Consider the following 20,939-nt stretch of genomic DNA (forward strand, 5'->3'; position numbering starts at 1 on the left):
CTGACGGTTTTTCGTCTATTTTTTGTCGTCCGTTTCGACCGTGACATTACCGGTGAGCTTCCACCCGTCGCCTTCTTCGTATTCGAATTCCGGGGCTTCGACTTCGTTGCCATCTTTGTCATAACCTGGCGCTGGCTTGTTTTCGGCTTTCTCCAGTTTTTCCGGAGTATCAGTCTTTTCCCAGCGCCGGGTGCGCACGCGTGTCGAAGCCGCGTAGTCGTCGCCCATACCCTTCAGCAATGAGATCATGATGAACCCTTGCATGATGAAGAATGGCAGCGCGACGATGGTCACCACTTCCTGGATCGCTTGGATTCCGGATTCGTTGATGAACAATAAGGCAGCGGTTACTACACCGACAGCAATCGCCCACGCGACGCGGTAGTAGGTAGGGGATTTGGCCTCTTCACCGGTGGCGAATGTATCCATCACCAGGGCAGCGGAGTCAATTGAGGTGATGAAGAAAATCGTGATGACAGCCAAGGCCAGCGTGCCGGATACGGCATACAGCGGGTATTGCCCCAGGAGCGCGAACAAGGCAACCGGGGTGTTGCCTTCTTCAACGACTGGTCCGGTCAGCACACCGGGATCTTCCAGCTCCATTTCGATGGCGGAGCGGCCAAAGATGGAGAACCATACGATGACGAAAATCGTCGGCAAGGCGAGCACACCACCGATGAATTCACGTACGGTGCGCCCACGTGAGATACGTGCGATGAACATGCCGACGAACGGCGACCAGCATATTGTCCACGCCCAGTAGAAGGCCGTCCAGGAATTTAGCCACCCTGGGTTTTCGTTGTAGGAGTCTACCCAAAACATCAGTTCTGGCAGGCTGCTGGCATAAATTCCGAACGCTTCCGTCGTGTGGTTAATAACTTTCAGCGTTGGACCCATGACGGCCACGAAGATCATCAGTAGTACGGCACCGAGAATGTTCAGGTTGGATAGGATTTTCACGCCCTTATCCAGGCCGGTGGCCACAGAAATAGAAGCAGTCACGGTAATCCCGACGATGATCAGCACTTCCACCCAGCCGACTAGCGGCACACCCCACATGATGTTTAGTCCGGCGTTGATTTGTAGTACGCCCAAGCCGACAGAAACCGCAAGACCAAAGATGGTGCCGATGATGGCCATTGCATCAATTAGTTTGCCCGGCCAGCGGTAGACCATTCCGCCCAGAAATGGTGAGAATACCGAAGAGATGCGTGCAGGCATTTTGCGCTTGTAAATGAAATAGCCCATTGCCAAGCCCGGCAGCACGAAAATTACCCACATGTGGGCAGCGAAGTGGTAGTAGGTGTATTCGAATGCCTGGGTGATGGCCTCTTGGCTCATCGGTTCCAGCTCGCCACGTGGTGGATTGTACGCGTGGTGGATTGGTTCAGCGGCACCCCAAAACAGCAGGGTAGCGCCTAGCCCGGCCGCGAAAAGCATAGCGAACCAAACGGGCAAGGAAAATTCAGGTTCGTCTTCGTCGTCGCCCAAGCGCAGTTTTCCGAATTTGGAGACGAAGATTCCGATCAGGAACACGAAGATGACGGAAAAACCACCGATATAAAGCCATGCGAAATTCCGCAGCAGTGTGTCGGAAGCATCGCTGTAGAGATCGCGAGCCCGGGAACCGAAGGCGATCGTTCCGGCCACGAAAACCGCCACGAAAATGGTGGCGGTGAAAAAGACGAAGGGGTCAGTTTGGAGCCGGAATCTGCGCTTAGTGGGTGCGGACCCGGTTGATGATGTAGAAGGTGGCGTCATATTTTTCCTGCCAGCTAGGTTACAAAGTTCTAGCAGGGATTATACTGAGCCTGACCTTGGCTGGGGAGATTTTTGTCCCGGCACTGGGGCGGAGGATTCCTAGAACGGAGGCTCTTCGTCTGGCCCCAAGACGTGCAGGAGCTTGGATGCCGGCCAAATGGCGATCCCTTGACCTTTTTCGTTGAGTTCCTCCGCTCGCTTTTCTTTCGAGGTCTTTTTCGCCCATTCGCCAACCACCAAAATGGTGGTTTTCTTCGTGACATTTTTGCCGATTTGCGCGCCGCGTTCCGCAATGTCTGACCACAACCGACCTTTGTCGTAAGGCTCGAATTCCCCGGTTAGCGTGACGTGTTCGCCGAATAACGGATGGTCTGAGTCTGCATTGTGGTTCGCTTCCGGCACGGTATCTGGGGTGGCGACGGCTTGCCACGGGGCGGGCTGGCCACTACCGGATTTCGCCGAGGATTTCCCGGCTTTTTCGCTTGTCGACGCCTGCTGGCTGCTTTGGCCGGCTTGCGCGTTGCTGCCGGTGCTTTGTGCTCCGCCACCGGCTAATTCGCTGAGATCAGTGCGCAGTACGGGAAGGTGGGTGTCGCCGTGAACTTTGCCCAGTGCAAAATTACTGGCGGCATATAACTCGGCAACGCTGCCGCGGTGATGTTCGCGCAAGGCTAGCTCTACGAGTATCTCACCGGTGACGTAGGCGGCAGCGGCCGCGCTTTCTGTGGAAGCGGGTTTGTCTGTTGCGACTTCCAGTGCTTGGGCGATCGTGTCTAATTCATGGTCGCGAACTTTGATGGTGGCGTGCGTGCTGGCGTTGCGGGCTAGGGCTAGTGTGCACGCGTAGGTGAATGTAGCGTGAGTGGCAGCCAGCGCCCGATGCAGCTGTGCTGCCTGATAAAAACCGTTGTGGGCGACGATCGGGGTCGAGCCGTCGACAAGCGCTGGCGAATTCTGCAAATGGTGCGCGAATTCTTCTATGCTCCACGTTTTTTCTGTGTTGGCCTGGCCGTCGGTGTACTCCACGGTGTGGATGCGCAGTACGTTGTTGTATGAGGCTGTGCCGTTGGTATTGACCTTTGCTTTGCCTTCGCCGTCTGTGTTGTCTTCTGTATTCTTCTCGACGTTTCCCGTTGACTCGATAGCAATGGCTAGGAAATTTAGTCCAGCTACCGCACCTTCGGCTGGAGCTTTTCCTTGTTGGGCGTCACGAATATCGGTGATGAATGCTTGTAGTGCTTTGGTGCTCGCTTGGCCAGGTGGGAAGGTGACTGACATATCAGTGCCGTGGAGCACAACGGAGCCGCACTCTAGCGCGGTGGGTTCAGTGGCGGAAATGCCGGTGATGTCAGCAATATTGATGGTTGAGACCGTGCGTGATTCGTCGCCGCGGTATAGCGCTGCGGATAATTCGCTACGCATCATGGTGATCGTGTCATTGGAGACGGTCAGCGTGGCGTTATGGGCTTGCGTCACGGCAGTGATCCTTCCTGGTTGGGCGGCTGTGGGGCTGGCAGTTCTGTTAATGGCACCGGGATAACCCTGCTCATGACGCTGGGTTAACTCTGCTCATGGCACCGGGATTGCAGCCCTGCTAGTAACACGGTAATGCCTCGCTCGACATCGGTGTTGCCAGCCCCGTTGCAATCGTTTGCGTTAGAACCATCGGTATTAGAGCTAGCGGATTTAGTGGCAGCCGATTTACTGGCAGCGAGCAATTGCTGAGCTGATTGTTCCATTATGCTTGCGCCGAACACTAGGTGTAGAGCCGAGGTCGCGGTAGCGATGACGTCGGCCTCGGCGTGGTCTGCGGCGTGGATGGCCGCAACGTGACCTTTTTTCGGAGCATTGTGTCCAAGCTCGTGGTGAATGCTAGCCACAAGGCTGTCACATAGGTGAGACCACAAGGGAGAATATGGTTGTGAGACCGCTGCGTGCACTAGCTCGGCTCCATCACGGTGGGCAAGCAGTGTGGAGTGCAGCGTGGTGCAAAAATCCTGGGGGCTAGCGTACGTACTGCCCGGTGGTGCGTCGACAAGCGCAAAAACCGGCTGCAGAATCTTTTTTGCTACCGCTGTAATCAATTCTTGTTTGTTGGCGATATGCCAATAGAGGGCTCCTGCGGCAACGCCGAGGGAGTTTGCTACCCGTCGCATCGTCATATCCGCCAGCCCATAGGTGTCAAGAAGCTCCAGGGCCTGGGAGATGATGGTTTCGCGGTGTAGCTGCACAATTGCATAGTTTACGGCAGTCTGTTTTGTGTGTAGTACGTGATGGCAAGCACCGCGATTCGCAGCGCCTAGCCTGAAGCTCACAGCAAGTTCCGAGGAAGTTTTCATGTTCGCACGCGGGGCAGGCTGTTAGGATTACGTGACGTTACGCCAAAGAGTTCAAGTATTCGCCTCCGTGGCGCTACCCCAAATATTCAAGGAGCATCCATGTCTTTGTCCCTGACACCCAAAAAAGCCATTGTGGCTCTCGCTGCACTGGCCCCACTGATTGTGGCTGGGTGCTCGTCGGCTGACGAGGAAACCGCTGCGAAAAACACTTCCACTGTCACCAGCACGTCGGAAACCCCTTCGGCAAGCCCAACCGAAGACCCAGAGCATAAGGACGAGCACGACAAGAAAGAAGAGGATCAGCACCCTGAGGGGCAGCAGCCGAAGCCTGGTAACCAAGCGGCAGCGGGCGGTGCCCCAGCACAGGGTGGCCACAATGGTCAGCCTGTCAACCCATTCGATCAGCAGCTCGACCAACAGCGTTTGAACGTGGCTCCTGTCGAGGGCGGTCAGCCTGCCGACGAGCAAACCATCGGTGAGATTCGTCAGTTGTTGGATGGCGCGTACCAGCAGGAGACCCTGACGAAATTCATGCAGTACATCCCGAATAACACTTGCCGCGCGGCTTTGGATGAAATTGGTGGCGCTAATGCCTTCAATATGGATGAATTAGATCCGGCAACTCGTGCGCAATTCGACCGGGCATATGAACTTATGCCAAACCGCTCGTACATTGAGTCTGTCACCAACGTGCAGCGCAACGGCGACCGTGCTTCGGCAACCGTTACGGTGAACACCCCGCAGGGCAAGGATGAATCCATCCAGCGCTACCAGATCGAAGACGGCCAGTGGAAGTTCTGTAAGTAATTTATGGCTCGCAGTATTCCGCGCTGGCTGGGGGACCGGGCTGGGCTGATTGGTCTCTGGCTGATCGTGTATTCCGTTGGCGGCGCAATTTGGGGGTTGTTGCGCCCGACGTTTTCAGCGCAGGTTGTCAGTACCGAGAGTCTGATCCCAGATTATTCTGATTCCAGCCATTTCATAGCGTTTGCGACGTATGTGATCGCCACTGCCGCGATGTCCGTGGCATTGGCGATTTTCGCCTATCTTCTGCAAGGTTCCCGCAAATTCGTGGATTTGTTGTGGATTGGCGTGGTTGCTTTAGCAGGGGCAGTGTCATTTCTGGCCATTGGCGACGTCGTTGGCATGAGTGTGCATGGCATAGGGGCTGCTGATCAGCTTGCGCCGGGGACTACGATCACGACGATAGCTGCCGCCAAACCCGGTATTTCGGGTTACCTGGTCTCGCCATTCGTGGCTATGCTGGTGTATTGGTCGTTACAGGTTCTTAGTCCTGCGACGGAAACCACGAAAAACCCTGTCGTGAAACAAACAGAAGACGCCTAGCCAGCATTAAGGAGCCACTACGGTGTTAAGCACGATCGACCTGCGAGGCCAAGTGCCCACCACTGCCCAATTGCGCCGTAGCCTGCCACGGGGCGGTACAGATATTACGTCGGTTTTGCCGACGGTCACGCCCATTATTGAAGCGGTGAAAACGGGTGGGGCGCAAGCGGCATTGGAATTTGGTGCACGTTTCGATCGCGTGCGGCCGGACTCTGTGCGCGTGCCAGCAGAAATTATGGACCGTGCCGTCGGTGAGTTGCAGCCGGATGTGCGCGCGGCGATTGAGGAAGCCATTGCTCGGACCCGCAAGGTACATAGTGAGCAAAAACCACAATCGCATACGACCGAGCTTGCCGACGGCGCCCGCGTGACTGAGGTTTTCCGTCCGGTGGAACGCGTCGGCTTGTATGTACCTGGTGGACAGGCGGTGTATCCGTCGTCGGTAATCATGAATGCCGTGCCGGCACAGGAGGCCGGCACAGAATCACTCGTAGTCGCGAGCCCGCCACAGGAAGATTGTGGTGGTTGGCCGCATCCGACTATTTTGGCTGTTTGCCGTTTGCTCGGTGTTGATGAAGTCTGGGCGGTTGGCGGCGCGCAAGCGGTGGCGCTGCTGGCTTATGGCGATGACGAGTTGTGTGAGCCGGTGGATATGGTCACCGGCCCGGGCAATATTTATGTCGCTGCCGCCAAGCGTTTGGTACAAGGCGTGGTTGGTATTGATTCGGAGGCCGGCCCCACGGAGATTGCGATTATCGCCGATCACACTGCGAACCCGATTTGGGTCGCGTATGACCTGATCTCCCAGGCAGAACACGATGAGATGGCAGCGAGTGTCCTGATCACTGCTGATGAAGAGTTTGCCACTCGTGTGAACCATGAGGTTGCAAAGCGCTATGGCGTGACTGCCAACCACGCTCGTGTCGAACAAGCCTTGCGCGGTCAACAGTCCGGCATTGTGCTTGTCGACGACCTTGAGCAAGCCGTACGTGTGGCAGATGCCTATGCGGCTGAACATTTGGAAGTGCATACGGAAAATGCCCGCGAGATTGCCGAACGCGTTCGCCATGCGGGAGCGATTTTTGTGGGGGAATATTCTCCCGTGCCGTTGGGTGATTACGTGGCCGGTTCTAACCACGTGTTGCCTACGGGAGGCACAGCTCGCTTCTCGGCAGGGTTGTCGACGCATACCTTCCTGCGTCCGGTGAACTTGATTGACTATGATCGTGTAGGTTTGCGTTCGGTCGCAGAGCACGTGATTGCATTTTCGCAGGCCGAACAGCTGCCTGCCCACGGTGAGGCGATCCGGGCGCGTTTTGCTGAGCGTGCGGAAAACGCGGAGGGCTAGCGCATGGTCGATATTTCCCATTTGCCTTTGCGCGAGGAGCTGCGTGGCCAACGCGCTTATGGAGCCCCACAGCTTGCGGTACCAGTTGCGCTGAATACTAACGAAAATCCATACCCGCCGTCACCGGCACTAGTGGAAACGTTGTTGGAGGAGATCAGGCAATTGTCTTCCCAACTTAACCGGTATCCGGACCGCGATGCGGTGCAGTTACGTGCGGACTTGGCGGACTATGTGACACGTCGGACCGGGGTAGAGGTTACTGGGGAAAACGTGTGGGCAGCCAACGGATCGAATGAGATTTTGCAGCAATTGTTGCAGGCATTTGGTGGTCCTGGCCGTAGCGTGTTGGGTTTCCAGCCGTCGTATTCTATGCATCCAATTTTGGCTGCTGGTACACACACAGAATTTCTTAACGTCCCGCGGCGGGCAGATTTCACCGTCGATATTGATTCCGCACTGGCTACAATCGCCGAACACCGACCGTCGGTCGTGTTTATTACGACGCCCAATAACCCGACTGGTACGCCCACTAGTTTGGACGAAATTGAGCAGCTGTGTCAGGCTGCCCATGCTGCCAACGGCATTGTGATTGTCGACGAAGCTTACGCAGAATTTTCTGCCAGCCCGTCGGCCACAACGCTGATCGCGAAGTATCCTGCCACACTGGTGGTCTCGCGCACCATGTCCAAAGCCTTCGATTTTGCGGGGGTGCGGCTGGGCTATTTTGTTGCCGATCCCGCCTTCGTGGAGGCCGTGCAGTTAGTACGTTTGCCGTATCACCTTTCGGTGTTGACACAAGCTGCTGCCCGCGCTGCTTTGCGCCATGCTGATGAGACGCTGGCCGACGTCGGCAAGCTAATCGAAGGGCGCAATCATGTGGTTGCCGGGCTGGAGAAATTCGGTTATACCGTGATGCCTAGCGAATCCAATTTTGTGTTTTTCGGAAAATTCGCTGAACAACACGAAGTCTGGCAGCAGTTTTTGGATCGTGGGGTGTTGATCCGTGACGTCGGCGTTGCCGGATATTTGCGGGCGACGATCGGTACACCAGAAGAAAACGAATCCTTTTTGCAAGCAGCACGGGAGGTGCAGCGATGAGCGCACGCATTGGCACGCATCAACGGGTCACGAGTGAATCTGATATCTCGGTAGAAATCAACGTGGACGGCCCAGCAACATCCGATATTTCCACTGGTCTGCCGTTTTTTGACCATATGCTTACTGCTTTTGCCGTGCACGGTGGCTTTGGGTTGCAGGTTGCGGCTCGTGGCGATATTGAAGTCGACGCTCATCACACTGTGGAAGATACCGCGATTGTTTTAGGCGAAGCTTTTGCGAAGGCGCTCGGAGATAAAGCCGGAATTACCCGTTTTGGCCAGCAACAGTTGCCAATGGATGAAGCGCTGGTAGAAGCCGTGGTGGATATTTCCGGTAGGCCGTATTGCGTGTTTCGGGGAGAACCGGAGCACTTGGTGCACCAGATCATTGGCGGCCACTACGCAACGGTTATGAACGAGCATTTTTTTGATACTTTTGCCAAGCACGCAGGGCTGACTTTGCATGTTCGCTGCCATTATGGTCGCGACCCGCATCACATCACCGAAGCAGAATTCAAGGCGGTGGCCCGAGCCTTGCGTGCCGCGGTGCAGATTGATCCGAAGCAAGCTGGCCATATCCCATCTACTAAAGGTGCGCTGTAATGGCGAATCTATCGGTATTAATCACATTTTTGTTCGCCGGTTTGCTCGCTGGTGGCGCCGTCAGTGCCTATCGTGCCGGTGCCAAAGCCTGGACGATTATTGCTGCCGTTGCTGCGGTGTCAGTGATAGTGCTGGCCATATGGATGATGACTATGCAGATGCCGTAAGCTGCGAAAAGTAGGTGAGCGACAGCACTGCGTAAAGCGAGGAGGCGATGCCGACGATGAGTCAGCAGCATGGTGGTGACAACAAGGACCAGCGTGAGCAGGCTACTGGTGATGAGCAACCGCGGGTAGTCCAGTCGCCGGCGGGCTCGATCTGGAAAGTTCCTGGTTTTAGCTCCACAATGGTGGCGATCGGCGCTGCTTTCGGCGCGTTTTCTTTGCTGCTACCCGTGTTGCCCCTGGCAGTGCTTGATTCGGGAGGTTCTGCCACTCTTGCCGGTGGTGCTACCGGTTCGTTCATGGCTGCGACCGTCGCCATCCAGATCTTTACCCCGCAGTTGGTGCGCAAGTTTGGCTATAACCCGGTGATGATGGTTGCTGCCTTCATGCTGGGAGTACCCGCACTGGGGCATTTGTTAGGGATGGAACCGTGGGTGGTGCTGCTGTTTTCTGCTTTGCGCGGTACCGGATTCGGTGCCTTGACCGTTGCGCAGTCCGCCTTGATCGCAGAATTAGTGCCTATTCGCCTGTTGGGTAAAGCCACTGGAATTTTGGGCGTATTCGTTGGTGGTGCGCAAATGGTGTTCATGCCTGTGGGCTTGATGATGGGCGACGCCTGGGGTTATCACACGGTGTATTACCTGGCAGCGATCACCGCTTTGATTGCGGTTGCCATGATTGTTCGGTTGCCGAAGCTATTCCCAGCCACCGCGGATGAAGACAACACCGGTGTTGTGCACGTATCTATGTGGAAATTAGTGCTTGTGCCTGCGCTGGCGATGACTAGTATCTCGATGAGCTATGGTGTGGTCTCGTCGTTCTTGCCAGCTTCGGTTCGTGAAGCGGACCCGGCTACTGGTGCTGTACTGGCTGGTTTCATGCTCTCGTTAATCGGGGCGATGACCTTCATCTTCCGTTTGGTTTCCGGTACGGTTGCCGACCGCACCGGAAAGCCGGGCATGTTGATGATCCCCATGCAGATTCTTGGATTGTTCAGCATGTTGTTGATGGCCATTGCGACGTATGCCGGCTGGTCGATCTGGTGGCTGGTTTTGGCCGCACTGCTTTTCGGCGCCGCCTTCGGTGCTATGCAAAACGACGCGTTGCTGTCTATGTTTGATCGCCTACCGCGACACAAATTCTCCGAGGCTTCGGCCGTCTGGAATATTTTTTATGACGCTGGCACTGGGCTAGGCTCTTTGGCTCTCGGTGCTCTGGTTGCAGGTTATGGTTATGCCGGAACTTACCTTGCCGCTGCGGGAATCGTTTTCTTATTAATGATTCTGACCAGCCTGGATGCTTTCATCGGTAAGCATCGGACCACCGAATATCACCATATCCGTGGGCGTTTGCGGCAGGTGCCGGGAGCTCGCACGGCGGGTCGTGCGTGGCGTGTCTCCCGCAGGGGGGCTTCCCGTTTGCGGTTTGGTAAGAAGTCATAGCCTAAACTGTCAGGCATGAGCCCGACTGTTGCCCTGCTTGATTATGGTTCCGGAAATATCCGTAGTGCTTACCGCGCCCTTGAGCACGTCGGTGCGGACGTAGAAATTACCAAAGATCCGCAAATTTGTCTGAATGCAGATGGCCTACTCGTGCCGGGGGTGGGCGCGTTTGCTGCGTGCATGCGTGGGCTACGTGAGGTTCACGGCCCCCGGATCATCGGCCAGCGCCTAGCCGGTGAGCGTCCGGTGTTGGGGATTTGCGTGGGCATGCAGGTGTTGTTTGAACACGGTGTGGAACATGACGAAGCCGCCGATGGTTGCGGTGAATGGCCGGGCACTGTTGAACGATTGCAGGCGCGGGTATTGCCGCACATGGGGTGGAATACCGTGCAGCAGCCTGATTCGCCCATGTTTGCTGAGCTTTCCGACGACGAACGCTTCTATTTCGTGCACTCTTATGGGGTGCGCACCTGGCAATTAGATGGCACTGATTTTGCAGCCCCGCCGCGCGTTGCTTGGTCCGAGCATGATGGCGATCGTTTTGTGGCTGCAGTCGACAACGGTGCGTTGTGGGCGACACAATTCCATCCAGAAAAATCTGGTGCGGCTGGTTCGCAGTTGCTGCGGAACTGGATTAACACGCTATAACAGGCTGCACACCGTGCTAAAGGAACAAGAAAGAAGCTGTCATGAATTTTAGTCTTCTCCCCGCTGTTGATGTTGTCGATGGCCAAGCTGTTCGCTTGGATCAAGGCGCTGCTGGCACAGAAAAATCATATGGTGATCCGATTGCTGCTGCTCGCCGATGGCAACAGCAGGGTGCACAGTGGATCCACTGCGTTGATTTGGATGCGGCCTTCGGGCGTGGTTCCAACCACGAGCTGTTGGCGCAGATTGTGGCCGAGGTGGGGGTTAACATTGAGCTAACCGGTGGTATTCGTGATGATGCATCTTTGCAGCGAGCTCTAGCTACCGGTGCGCGTCGCGTGAATATTGGTACTGCCGCGCTGGAGAAACCGGCATGGATCGAGCGAGTTTTGGCCGAACATGCCGATGTCGTCGCGGTGGACCTCGCGGTGTTGCGCGATGAATCGGGCGGATGGCGTACTCGCGGTCGCGGTTGGGAAACCGACGGCGGGGACTTGTGGGAGGCGCTGGAACGTCTAGACGCGGCTGGCTGCCGGCGCTTCGTTGTCACCGATGTGTCGAAAGACGGCACGCTGACCGGCCCCAATATCGATCTGTTGCGGGAAGTTAGTGCAGCTACTGAAGCAAATATTACGGCTTCGGGTGGGATTTCTAGCTTGGACGATGTGGCCGCCGTCGCCAAGCATGCCAATGAAGGAATCGATTCCGTGATTATTGGGAAAGCGTTGTATGAGGACCGTTTTAGTTTGTCAGCGGCACTCGAATTGGTGGATGGACTAGTAAGCAAGACCACACGTGGCTAAGATCGGGTTTTAATGGATGCATCCGAGAGCACTGCACGTGAGTCGAGAGCATATGAGACGAGTACGCAAGAATCGCTGCAGTACCTAGCACAGTTGGAAGAACTCCTAGGCAAGGCCGAGGAGATGTTTCGTGCTGGCTTCGGCACTGCGCCCGCTCGCAGGAAGTCCGGGGGATCGCCGGTGACCACTGTCGATTTCAGTATTGAAGAATATTTGCGGGACACATTGCGGGGCATCGCTGGCGCTACGGTCTGTGGTGAGGAGCACGGCGGGGAGATTGGCGCAGAACCTGCGTGGGTAATTGATCCGATTGATGGCACCGCGAACTTCGCGGCGGGTAATCCGATGTGTGCGATTAATGTTGCCTTGGTGGCGAATTACCGGCCGGTGGTCGGCATGATTGCATTGCCGTTGCTGCACAAGCGCATTAGCGCAGTAGCCGGTGGGGGAGTGTTGCGAAACGGAGAGCATTTTGTGCGTCATCGACCACATGGGCACATTGGGGCGTCCAACGTGGGTTCGGCTGCGGTGGATCAGGTTTCCGCACACCGTCGTGCACAAATGCTGGAAGATATTGTTTCGCAGGGCCTATCCACCCGTATTACTGGTTCGGTGGGCCTCGATTTGGCTTTTGCTGCCGAAGGAATTTTTGATGGCATTATGAATTTTTCACCGTTCCCCTGGGATAATGCTGCGGGGGCGTTGTTGAACGCTGAGGCCGGGTTGGTGGTCACTGACCTGGAAGGTCGGCCGTGGACGACCCGTTCGCATGGCATCATTGCCGGCAGCGCCGATATTCATCATCGCTTGCACCGTTTGGTGAGAGAGAACTAGCGGCTCAGCTCAGGTCTTGAAATACGGTAAATACGGTCATAAACACCGGTCGGAAATAACGGTCAGAAAACTCGGTTGGAAATCTCGGTCATAAACACCGGCCAGAAAATTCGGTTGGAAATACTAGAAAAGGGGCAGTGCTCATGAGCCTGGCAACGCGGGTGATCCCGTGCTTGGATGTAAAAGATGGCCGTGTGGTCAAAGGCGTAAATTTTACCGGCCTGCGTGATGCCGGTGACCCCGTGGAACTCGCTCGTCGCTATGAGGCTGAGGGGGCAGACGAGCTGACCTTCTTGGATGTTTCTGCTTCTCAGCAGGGGCGCGGCACCATGTTGGAAGTTGTGCGTGCAACTGCTGAGCAAGTGTTTATTCCTTTGACCGTGGGCGGTGGGGTGCGTAGCGCTGCGGACGTGGATGAATTATTGCGTGCCGGTGCAGATAAAGTCTCGATCAACACCGCGGCTATTCATCGTCCAGAGTTGCTCCGCGAGTTGTCGCGTCGTTTTGGTTCGCAGTGCATTGTGCTTTCGGTGGATGCGCGTAGGGTAGCTGGAAATCCAGTAGCTGATATGCCTTCGGGTTTTGAAGTCACCACCCATGGTGGTTCGAAATCCGCAGGCCTCGATGCCGTTGAATGGGTGCGCACGGGCCAAGAACTTGGGGTCGGCGAGATTTTGCTGAATTCCATGGATGGCGATGGTACGAAAGCTGGTTTTGATCTCGAGCTGATCACCGCGGTGCGGAAGCACACGAATTTACCGGTAATCGCTTCGGGCGGGGCCGGGGCCGCCGAACATTTCCCACCAGCGATCGCGGCTGGTGCCGATGCGGTGCTCGCGGCGTCGATTTTCCACTTCGGGGAGGTCACTATCGATCAGGTTAAAGCCACCATGGTGACTGCGGGATTGACGGTGCGACGATGAGTACACAAGATAACCCCGCTGATTATGAGTTGGATCCGGCCGTCGGCAAGCGGCTTAAGCTCAATGCTGCCGGTTTGCTTCCGGTGGTGGTGCAGGCAGCCGATACCGGGGAAGTGCTCATGCTGGCGTGGATGGATACTCATGCGTTGGCATACACGCTGGCGACACGCCGTGGCACCTATTACTCGCGCTCTCGCCAGGAATACTGGATTAAAGGTTTGACTTCCGGCAATACCCAGCAGGTGGAGTCGGTGGCGCTGGATTGTGATGGCGACACGGTGCTGTTGCGCGTTGGGCAAAGTGGTGGGGCTTGCCACACGGGTGATCGCACATGTTTCGATGCTGACGTTTTGCTAGCCTAAAATAATGTTTTCGCATCGGGTTTCTGCGCTGTTATTGGGTTTGGGCGCTGCTGGTCTGTGGGGAGCGTCCCGGATGGATTGGGTGGTTGCTGAAACCGCCGATGATTTGGCGGGGGATCGCGCAATTGCGATTAGTGGCGGGCAGTGGTCCATGGAAACCACCGCGCTTGCTTTGGTTATGTTGGCTGGGTGTGTTGCTGGCTTGGCGTTGCGGCGCTTGGGGCGTCGTGTGGTCGGTGTTATTTCTGCTCTGGCTGCCATTGGTGCTAGTTGGGCTGGCTTGACGATGTTGGCGGGGACCCCGGATCCGGAGCGTGCTCGCAATGTGCTGCGCGCGGCCGCCACGAATGAAACCGCGGTGAATGCGGAAGGCATTAGCGAATGGGCCCAGGTGGTGGCAGTGGAGCCAAATGTTGTTGGCCCGGTGTTGAGCTTGCTGGCCTGTGCTGTGGCGTTGTTTGCCTCGGTGCTTTTGGCTATGCGGCCGGGAGTAGATCCGGCTGCGGTGAACAAATATGAGCGGAAAGCTGCGCGTGAGGAAAAGCTTGAGCGTGAGTTGGCAGAAAGCCCAGATTCTGGACGCGTGTTGTGGGATGCGCTGGATGCCGATATCGATCCGAGCGAACGCCCAAGCGGTGAGACATCTTCTGATAAGCGTAGGTTAGACGACCGCTGATTGCTGTTTTGCAAGGCTACCAGCCGCCGTACAGCCCCACTTGGGTGATGCTAGGCTGGCCTTAATGTGCTTTGCAGTGGTGTTCTTTGTAGTGCTGTGGGATACTCAAAGCATGATTCTGCGCACGATGGGTGCGCGTACACGAAGGGGTGGTAGCTGGTGACAACCGTGCTGGCAGCCGATGCCATCGTGGCTGAAATACTTGCCGACGTCGCCGCCCGTGAAGCCCGCGTATCGTTTGCGGATATCAAAGCGCTTTCGCGGTCTGTGCCCAGCCCGCGCCCGGTAGTATCAGAGTTGCTTCGCCCTGGTTGTAGCATCATTGCGGAAATTAAACGTGCCAATCCTGTGCCGCATGTGCACGGTGGCAATGATTGTGTAGTTCACGCAGATGCGCCGCGTTTGCTTGATTTCGATGCTGTGTCTTCGCTTGCCGACGTCACCGGCTTGGCGCAAGGGTTCGCGCAAGCCGGGGTGGCGGCGGTCGCCTGCCAGACAGAGCAACTGCGATTTCGGGGATCCCTGGAAGATATGGCTACTGCCCGGGCAGCTAGTTCCGTCCCTATGCTGTGTCGGGACATCATAGTGGACCCCTACCAAGTGCATGAAGCCCGCTTTTTTGGTGCCGATATGGTTCCGTTGCAGGTAGAGCTATTAGCGCAAGCACGTCTGGTGGCATTAGTTGATCGCATTGAAAGCCTGGGGATGACGGTATTGGCAGAAGTGCGTAGCCCGGAACAAGCCCAACGTGCGGTTGCCGCTGGGGTAAAAGTCGTCGGTATTAATGCCCGAGGCTTGCATTCGCGGCACTTAAATCCGCATCGATTTTCCGCTATCGTGCCTCACTTGCCCAGCGATGTGGTGCGTATTGGCTTGGGTGGGGTAGTGAGTGCCCGCGAAGTTTGGCGTTACGCCGGTTGGGGAGCGGATGCGGTGTTGGTGGGGGAAGCTCTCATGGCTGCGCCGCGCCCGGCGGTGCTGGCCCGTGATCTGGTGGCTGCCGGCCTGCACCCAGCATGCCCTGTATGGCGTAGTTGAGCGCCTCATTTTGCCATTGCTAGCTGCGGTAGCACCCCGCCTACCTATCCCTAGTATCGGCCTGACTTAGCGCGCTGGATTATGCTTTGGGGGCTTATGGCAGAATCCTAAGTCATGGTTACAGATTTTTTGGCGAATATTCCGTCTCCACCGCAGGGGGTGTGGCAGTTGGGGCCACTGCCTTTGCGTGCTTATGCCTTGTGCATCATTGCAGGCATTATCGTCGCGCTGTATATCACGCAGGCTCGCTATGTGCGGGTTGGTGGCGATTCCAACGTGGTGTGGGACGCGGCGATTCTGGCGATTCCTGCTGGGGTGATTGGCGGCCGTGTTTATCACGTGATTACGGATCACCACAAGTATTTTTGTGCGGATTGTGACCCGGTGGATGCTTTGCGGATCACTAATGGTGGTTTGGGTATTTGGGGTGCGATTGCATTGGGCACTATTGCTGTGGCGGTGATGTTTAAAATTCGTGGAATTCGCCTGGCCCCATTCGCCGATGCTGCGGCTCCGGCCATCGTGCTGGCGCAGGGTATTGGGCGTTTGGGTAACTGGTTTAACCAGGAGTTGTACGGTCGAGCTACTGATGTTCCGTGGGCGTTGGAGATTTACCAGCGCGTGGATGAAAACGGCAATTATGCTCCGGTTGCTGGAACGTCCACGGGTGAGGTCATCGCGACGGTACATCCGACCTTCCTGTATGAGCTGTTGTGGAACGTAGCAATCTTTGTCTTTTTGTTGTGGGTGCACAAGCGCTTCCGTTTGGGCGGCGGGCAAGTCTTCGCGTTGTATGTGGTGGGTTATACCGCAGGTCGGTTCTGGATTGAGCTGATGCGTTCCGACGAAGCCACGTTGCTATTTGATGTAGTGCGTGTGAACGCGGTGGTTTCTGTGGTCGCTTGTGTTCTTGCGATCGTTGCCTTGGATGTCCTGGGCAAGCGCTTTCGGCGCCAAGTTCAGGAGGGCTTGGTGGATCCGGCGGCTCCTGCGAAACCGAAAAACTCTGACTAGCGGTGCGCTAAGCGGGTAAACTTAGGCGACGTGGACAGACGAACAAAGATTGTATGCACACTTGGACCAGCCGTCGCCAGCCAGGAAGCCATTTCGGGCTTGGTTGCTGACGGGATGAACGTTGCTCGCCTGAACTTTTCGCATGGTGAACACGAAGATCACCAGCGCAACTATGAATGGGTGCGCCAGGCCGCCGCGAAAAGTGGCAAGGCTGTTGGTGTGTTGGCTGATCTACAAGGCCCGAAGATTCGCCTGGGCCGGTTTACTGAGAATGAAACCTATTGGGCAACCGGCGAAACGGTGCGTATCACCGTCGATGATGTGGAAGGCACCCATGATCGGGTGTCGACCACTTATAAAAATCTTGCCGACGACGCCCGCCCGGGCGATCGACTATTGATTGATGACGGCAAAGTCGCCGTAGAATGCGTTGAAGTCGACGGCACCGATGTGGTCTGTCGTGTGACTGAGGGTGGCCCGGTATCCAATAACAAGGGTGTTTCCTTGCCCGGAATGAATATTTCCGTGCCGGCGCTGTCGGAAAAGGATATTGAAGACTTACGCTTCGCGCTACGCCTAGGCGTGGACTTTATTGCGTTGTCGTTTGTGCGCTCGCCATCGGATGTGGACTTGGTTCACGCGATCATGGATGAAGAAGGCCGCCGCGTACCAGTGATTGCGAAGTTGGAGAAGCCTGAGGCTGTCGACGCTTTGGAGTCCATCATCTTGGCTTTCGATGCGGTTATGGTTGCCCGTGGCGATTTGGGCGTAGAAGTTCCTTTGGAACAGGTTCCACTGGTGCAGAAGCGCGCGATTCAGATCGCTCGCGAGAATGCGAAGCCGGTGATTGTGGCCACCCAGATGTTGGATTCCATGATCGAGAATTCACGCCCAACCCGAGCAGAAGCCTCCGACGTGGCCAATGCGGTGCTCGACGGTGCTGATGCGGTGATGCTGTCGGGAGAAACTTCCGTGGGCGTAGATCCGCACAACGTGGTCCGTACTATGGCGCGCATTGTGCTGGAAGCCGAAACCATTGGTGAGCTGCCTGATTTGGGGCATATCCCACGCACCAAACGCGGTGTGATTGCGTATTCTGCCCGCGACATCGCCGAGCGTTTGAACTCCAAAGCTCTCGTGGCTTTTACTACCTCGGGCGATACGGCCAAGCGTTTGTCGCGTCTGCGCTCCCAGTTGCCGCTGTTGGTGTTCACGCCACACGAAAATGTGCGCTCCCAGTTGTCACTAACCTGGGGTGTGGAAACCTTCTTGTGCCCAGAGGTTGCCTCTACCGACGAAATGCTGCACGTGCTCGACCGCCAGTTGGTTAAGGTCGATGGCTATCACCGCGACGACGTAATCGTGCTGGTTGCTGGTACTCCACCGGGGGTCGAAGGCAATACCAACATGGTGCACGTCCACGCGATCGGCGAAGACGTGCGCATTACGCCCAAAGACTAATAGGCGAAAATAGGAGCGCGCAACAGCCAGGGCAATTGCTCTAAACCGCCACGAAGCTCAACAGTGCACCCGCGCCCGCAAGGGTGGTGGCGTGCACTGTTGGTTTATATTCGGGCACAAAGTTTGCCTGGTGGTTGACCGGCACATCCGTGTCTATGGTGCCGCGTGCGGCGGCCTCATCCCATAGCTGGCGTGGCGTCGAACCCACGAACCAGAACAAATAAGGCGCGTTCCATGCCTTCGGCAAATAGGTGAAATCTTCCGAGACAGTGGAACGCTGCGCTGTTACGCTCTGCTCACCAAAAGTGGCGTCGAAAGTCCGGCGCACACGGTTAAAAACTGCGTCGTTGTTATCTACCACCTCGCCGTGGGCATAGAAATGATAAACAGGTTCTTGTGTAGAGCCAGAAGCATCCACTTCTGCTTGCACCACGCGCTTGAGCGCAGCATACACACGTTCTGCTAGCTCTTCATCGTAATAGCGGGTGTTCAGCACCAGCTACGCGCTATCCGGAATGATGTTGTTCGTATTGCCCGAGCGCAGAGTACCTACCGAAATCACGAAAAACTCATCAGGAGCAACCTCACGGCCTACAATTGCCTGCAAACGGGTGACGATCATCGCAGCCGTATACGTTGGGTCAATCGACTTGTGCGGCATCGATGCATGGGCGGACTTGCCAAAGACAGTGACCTTGATGGAATCGCAGCCCGCCATCAGAGGACCGCGCCGGGTTTGTACTTCGCCTGCGCGTCCGGGCATGACGTGTTGTCCTAGGCAAACATCTGGGGCGGGGAGCTTGTCGACGAGGCCGTCCTCGATCATGAGCTTGGCACCGATGGAGGATTCTTCGGCTGGTTGGAACAAGGCAATCACTGTGCCGGCCCAGTGCTCACGGAGATCATCCAAGATTGCCAGCGCCCCGAGCAGGGCAGTGGTGTGCATATCGTGCCCGCAGGCGTGCAGGTTTTTGCCATCGACGAACAACGCGTCGAAGTCCGCGCGCATGAGGGCAGTGGGAGTTTGCTCTGTAGCTTGGTTGCGCATAACGGCGGTGATGCCGTGGCCCCCAATTCCGGTGGTCACCTCGACGTCGAAACGCTGTAGTGCGGCCTGGATCGCCGCGGCTGTGCGTTCTTCCTGATGGGAAAGCTCGGGGTGTTCGTGGAGGTCGTCGTAAAAGGCTTGTTGCCAGGAAAGATCCGCGGTGTGGTTATTGAGTAGGTCAGCAATGTGTTGTGGACTGAGGCAGGTTTGCGAAGATTTTGAGTGCTGAGACATGCAAATAATGCTAGCTAAATAGCTAAAGCACACGTTGATGTAGTTATTGAGTCGAGAACTCAAACGTTACTAGCCGTTGTGTTACGGCCAACCCAAGCCAATGAAAAATTAAGCAGTTACCCCCGAACGTGCAGCCAGTCCGGTATTGGGGTGCGTAGAGAAAAATGACATTTTTAGTTGGCAGTGGTGATTTCTGCAGCTTAGGAAGATATCAGTTTTGCTGAGCGGAGATTTTTCTTCGAAACAGAATTCCTGGCAACCAACCTCGAGAACTCTATCTGAGTTTTTCTTGTGCGGAATGTAGCGAAGCTATAACATTCTGGCTGTAAGTGTTATCAGCAGCTGAGCGTCGTCGTTCGGTTGAGACTTTCGTTAGGGGAAAGCGTTGTCAATTCCAAAATCAGTTAACCGGACGGTCAAGCGTCGTGGTCTCGCAATCGCAACTGCAGTTGCTGTGGCAGGTAGCGGCATCGTGGGTGTAAACTATGCATCTGCACAGGACGCAAACGGTGAGGCGCAGGGAGCGACAGCGGTCAGCGAAGCCTCAAACGGACTTCCAACTGTCCAAGAGGCATTCGATGAGCATAAGACTGACATCGACGCACGGTTGGATAATCATGAAGATCCTGTAAAAATCGGTAACGAGGTTGCAGCAAAGTATAAAGAGCGCTTTGTAGATACCCCAGAAGCCTTCGGGCAGTTTGAATTTCAGCTTGAGCGCAAAGTGAAGGATCATTTTACTGAGCGTGTACAGAAAAATGAAATCGAACTAGGGGAGCAGTACAAACTGCCGGAGACTGCTGAGAAAGCCTTTGAAAAATTTAAGGAGAAATTCAAAGAGCAGTTGATTCGATCGCAGGATCCGGAGCAGGTAGGCAAGGAAATTGCTAACCAGTACCGCGGCAGCTTTGAGCGTGCTGATGGGTTCAACGAGGATGGGTACAACAAGTTCGAATACGAGATCGAGCAGGAGACGAAAAAATATTTCAGCACCCTCGTTGCTGATGGCGAGGTTGAACTAGACGCTGATTTTACGACGCCATCGCCTAAAGACTATTTTGAATCACGCGAAAAGCTTATTGAAGCTGAACTGCGTACACCGGACGGTGCCATCGTCGAGAATGTTGAAGAAGTAGTCAATAGGCACGCTGAGCTTGTGTACCAACAGCCTGGCTCTAATTTGCAAGGTGAAGAGGGCAAGGCAGCGTGGAAAGATGGCTTCCGCCCCTTGGTTGAAGTAAAGAAAGACAGACTTGAGCTGGCTGCACGGTCCGCCGAGTTGAAGCAACAGCGCGAAGAGCTGGTTGCTGCTGCCAAGGAGCTTTTGCCTCAGATTGAAGAGCTTGACAAGCTGAATAACGATCTACAGAAGCAGGCTGAGAATCAGAATGCTCGTGAATCTGAATTGGATAAGCGTGAAGCTGGTTTGAAGCAGCAGCGTGAGGAGTTGGTGGCTGCTGCGAGGGAGCTTTTGCCTCAGATTGAAGAGCTTGACAAGCTGAATGACGAGTTGGAGCAGAAGGCTCAGGATCAGAACGTTAAAGAGTCTGAGTTGAATAAGCTGGCTGAAAAGCTGCAAAAGCAACAGTCTGATTTGGTGGCTGCTGCGAAGGAGCTTTTGCCTCAGATTGAAGAGTTGGATCAGCTGAATAACGATCTGCAGAAGCAGGCTGAGAATCAGAATGCTCGTGAATCTGAATTGGATGAGCGTGAAGCTGGTTTGAAGCAGCAGCGTGAGGAGTTGGTGGCTGCTGCGAAGGAGCTTTTGCCTCAGATTGAAGAGCTTGACAAGCTGAA

Annotated in this window: 20 protein-coding genes and 1 pseudogene; 17 read left to right on the top strand and 4 right to left on the bottom strand. The window is 55.6% G+C overall.

All coding sequences use genetic code 11. From position 1 onward, the window contains the following. Positions 1-15: 15 nt before the first annotated feature. From HMPREF1292_RS06710 to HMPREF1292_RS06720, 3 genes are all read right to left on the bottom strand, one after another. Positions 16-1,761 (bottom strand): BCCT family transporter, encoded by a 1,746-nt coding sequence (locus HMPREF1292_RS06710; protein WP_023019269.1) that lies wholly within the window; start codon positions 1,759-1,761, stop codon positions 16-18. 99 nt (positions 1,762-1,860) lie between these two features. Then, on the bottom strand, positions 1,861-3,237 hold the full coding sequence (locus tag HMPREF1292_RS06715) for a hypothetical protein (protein WP_023019270.1): 1,377 nt from the start codon (positions 3,235-3,237) through the stop codon (positions 1,861-1,863). A gap of 83 nt (positions 3,238-3,320) precedes the next feature. Next, positions 3,321-3,992, bottom strand: a complete 672-nt coding sequence (locus HMPREF1292_RS06720; RefSeq protein WP_034645992.1) for a TetR family transcriptional regulator — start codon at positions 3,990-3,992, stop codon at positions 3,321-3,323. Between the two features lie 207 nt (positions 3,993-4,199). On the opposite strand from HMPREF1292_RS06720, the gene HMPREF1292_RS06725 reads away from it, so the two are divergent. From HMPREF1292_RS06725 to pyk, 16 genes are all read left to right on the top strand, one after another. Beyond that, the gene (locus HMPREF1292_RS06725) at positions 4,200-4,907 is read left to right on the top strand and encodes a hypothetical protein (RefSeq protein WP_023019272.1); all 708 of its coding nucleotides are present in this window, start codon (positions 4,200-4,202) and stop codon (positions 4,905-4,907) included. Between the two features lie 3 nt (positions 4,908-4,910). After that, positions 4,911-5,447, top strand: coding sequence for a hypothetical protein (locus HMPREF1292_RS06730; RefSeq protein WP_021352416.1), 537 nt, complete (start codon positions 4,911-4,913; stop codon positions 5,445-5,447). 22 nt (positions 5,448-5,469) lie between these two features. Next, positions 5,470-6,795, top strand: coding sequence for a histidinol dehydrogenase (hisD, locus tag HMPREF1292_RS06735; protein WP_021352415.1), 1,326 nt, complete (start codon positions 5,470-5,472; stop codon positions 6,793-6,795). A gap of 3 nt (positions 6,796-6,798) precedes the next feature. Next, positions 6,799-7,893, top strand: coding sequence for a histidinol-phosphate transaminase (locus HMPREF1292_RS06740; protein ID WP_023019273.1), 1,095 nt, complete (start codon positions 6,799-6,801; stop codon positions 7,891-7,893). Further along, positions 7,890-8,495: an imidazoleglycerol-phosphate dehydratase HisB gene (hisB, locus tag HMPREF1292_RS06745; RefSeq protein WP_023019274.1), complete on the top strand. Its 606-nt coding sequence runs from the start codon at positions 7,890-7,892 to the stop codon at positions 8,493-8,495. Before HMPREF1292_RS06740 ends, hisB begins: the two co-directional genes overlap by 4 nt. Beyond that, complete coding sequence (locus HMPREF1292_RS11270; RefSeq protein ID WP_021352412.1) at positions 8,495-8,662, top strand: hypothetical protein; 168 nt, start codon at positions 8,495-8,497, stop codon at positions 8,660-8,662. The genes hisB and HMPREF1292_RS11270 overlap by 1 nt, the downstream gene beginning before the upstream one ends. 56 nt (positions 8,663-8,718) lie before the next feature. Further along, a complete protein-coding gene (locus tag HMPREF1292_RS06750) occupies positions 8,719-10,101 on the top strand; it encodes an MFS transporter (RefSeq protein ID WP_023019275.1) in 1,383 nt (460 codons plus the stop codon). A 15-nt stretch (positions 10,102-10,116) separates the two neighbouring features. Continuing rightward, positions 10,117-10,749: an imidazole glycerol phosphate synthase subunit HisH gene (gene hisH / locus HMPREF1292_RS06755; RefSeq protein WP_021352409.1), complete on the top strand. Its 633-nt coding sequence runs from the start codon at positions 10,117-10,119 to the stop codon at positions 10,747-10,749. 41 nt (positions 10,750-10,790) lie between these two features. Continuing rightward, positions 10,791-11,552: a bifunctional 1-(5-phosphoribosyl)-5-((5-phosphoribosylamino)methylideneamino)imidazole-4-carboxamide isomerase/phosphoribosylanthranilate isomerase PriA gene (gene priA, locus HMPREF1292_RS06760; protein WP_023019276.1), complete on the top strand. Its 762-nt coding sequence runs from the start codon at positions 10,791-10,793 to the stop codon at positions 11,550-11,552. 12 nt (positions 11,553-11,564) lie between these two features. Beyond that, complete coding sequence (locus tag HMPREF1292_RS06765; protein WP_023019277.1) at positions 11,565-12,386, top strand: inositol monophosphatase family protein; 822 nt, start codon at positions 11,565-11,567, stop codon at positions 12,384-12,386. A 143-nt stretch (positions 12,387-12,529) separates the two neighbouring features. Beyond that, complete coding sequence (gene hisF / locus HMPREF1292_RS06770) at positions 12,530-13,309, top strand: imidazole glycerol phosphate synthase subunit HisF (protein WP_021352406.1); 780 nt, start codon at positions 12,530-12,532, stop codon at positions 13,307-13,309. Next, entirely contained in the window at positions 13,306-13,671 is a 366-nt protein-coding gene (gene hisI / locus HMPREF1292_RS06775; RefSeq protein ID WP_023019278.1) for a phosphoribosyl-AMP cyclohydrolase, read from the top strand. Before hisF ends, hisI begins: the two co-directional genes overlap by 4 nt. A gap of 4 nt (positions 13,672-13,675) precedes the next feature. Further along, complete coding sequence (locus HMPREF1292_RS06780; RefSeq protein WP_023019279.1) at positions 13,676-14,347, top strand: TIGR02234 family membrane protein; 672 nt, start codon at positions 13,676-13,678, stop codon at positions 14,345-14,347. Positions 14,348-14,506: 159 nt separating this feature from the next. Next, entirely contained in the window at positions 14,507-15,385 is an 879-nt protein-coding gene (locus tag HMPREF1292_RS06785; protein WP_023019280.1) for an indole-3-glycerol-phosphate synthase, read from the top strand. Positions 15,386-15,499: 114 nt separating this feature from the next. Further along, positions 15,500-16,399, top strand: coding sequence for a prolipoprotein diacylglyceryl transferase (gene lgt / locus HMPREF1292_RS06790; protein ID WP_023019281.1), 900 nt, complete (start codon positions 15,500-15,502; stop codon positions 16,397-16,399). A 30-nt stretch (positions 16,400-16,429) separates the two neighbouring features. Beyond that, complete coding sequence (gene pyk / locus HMPREF1292_RS06795; protein ID WP_023019282.1) at positions 16,430-17,860, top strand: pyruvate kinase; 1,431 nt, start codon at positions 16,430-16,432, stop codon at positions 17,858-17,860. A gap of 40 nt (positions 17,861-17,900) precedes the next feature. Here pyk and HMPREF1292_RS06800 read toward each other — a convergent pair. After that, positions 17,901-19,142: pseudogene (locus HMPREF1292_RS06800) on the bottom strand (amidohydrolase). A 385-nt stretch (positions 19,143-19,527) separates the two neighbouring features. Here HMPREF1292_RS06800 and HMPREF1292_RS11275 point away from each other — a divergent pair. Beyond that, positions 19,528-20,939 (top strand): hypothetical protein (locus HMPREF1292_RS11275; protein WP_034645184.1); only part of this gene is annotated, 1,412 nt, incomplete at its 3' end.

Source organism: Corynebacterium sp. KPL1995 (assembly GCF_000477935.1).
Lineage (GTDB): Bacteria > Actinomycetota > Actinomycetes > Mycobacteriales > Mycobacteriaceae > Corynebacterium > Corynebacterium pseudodiphtheriticum.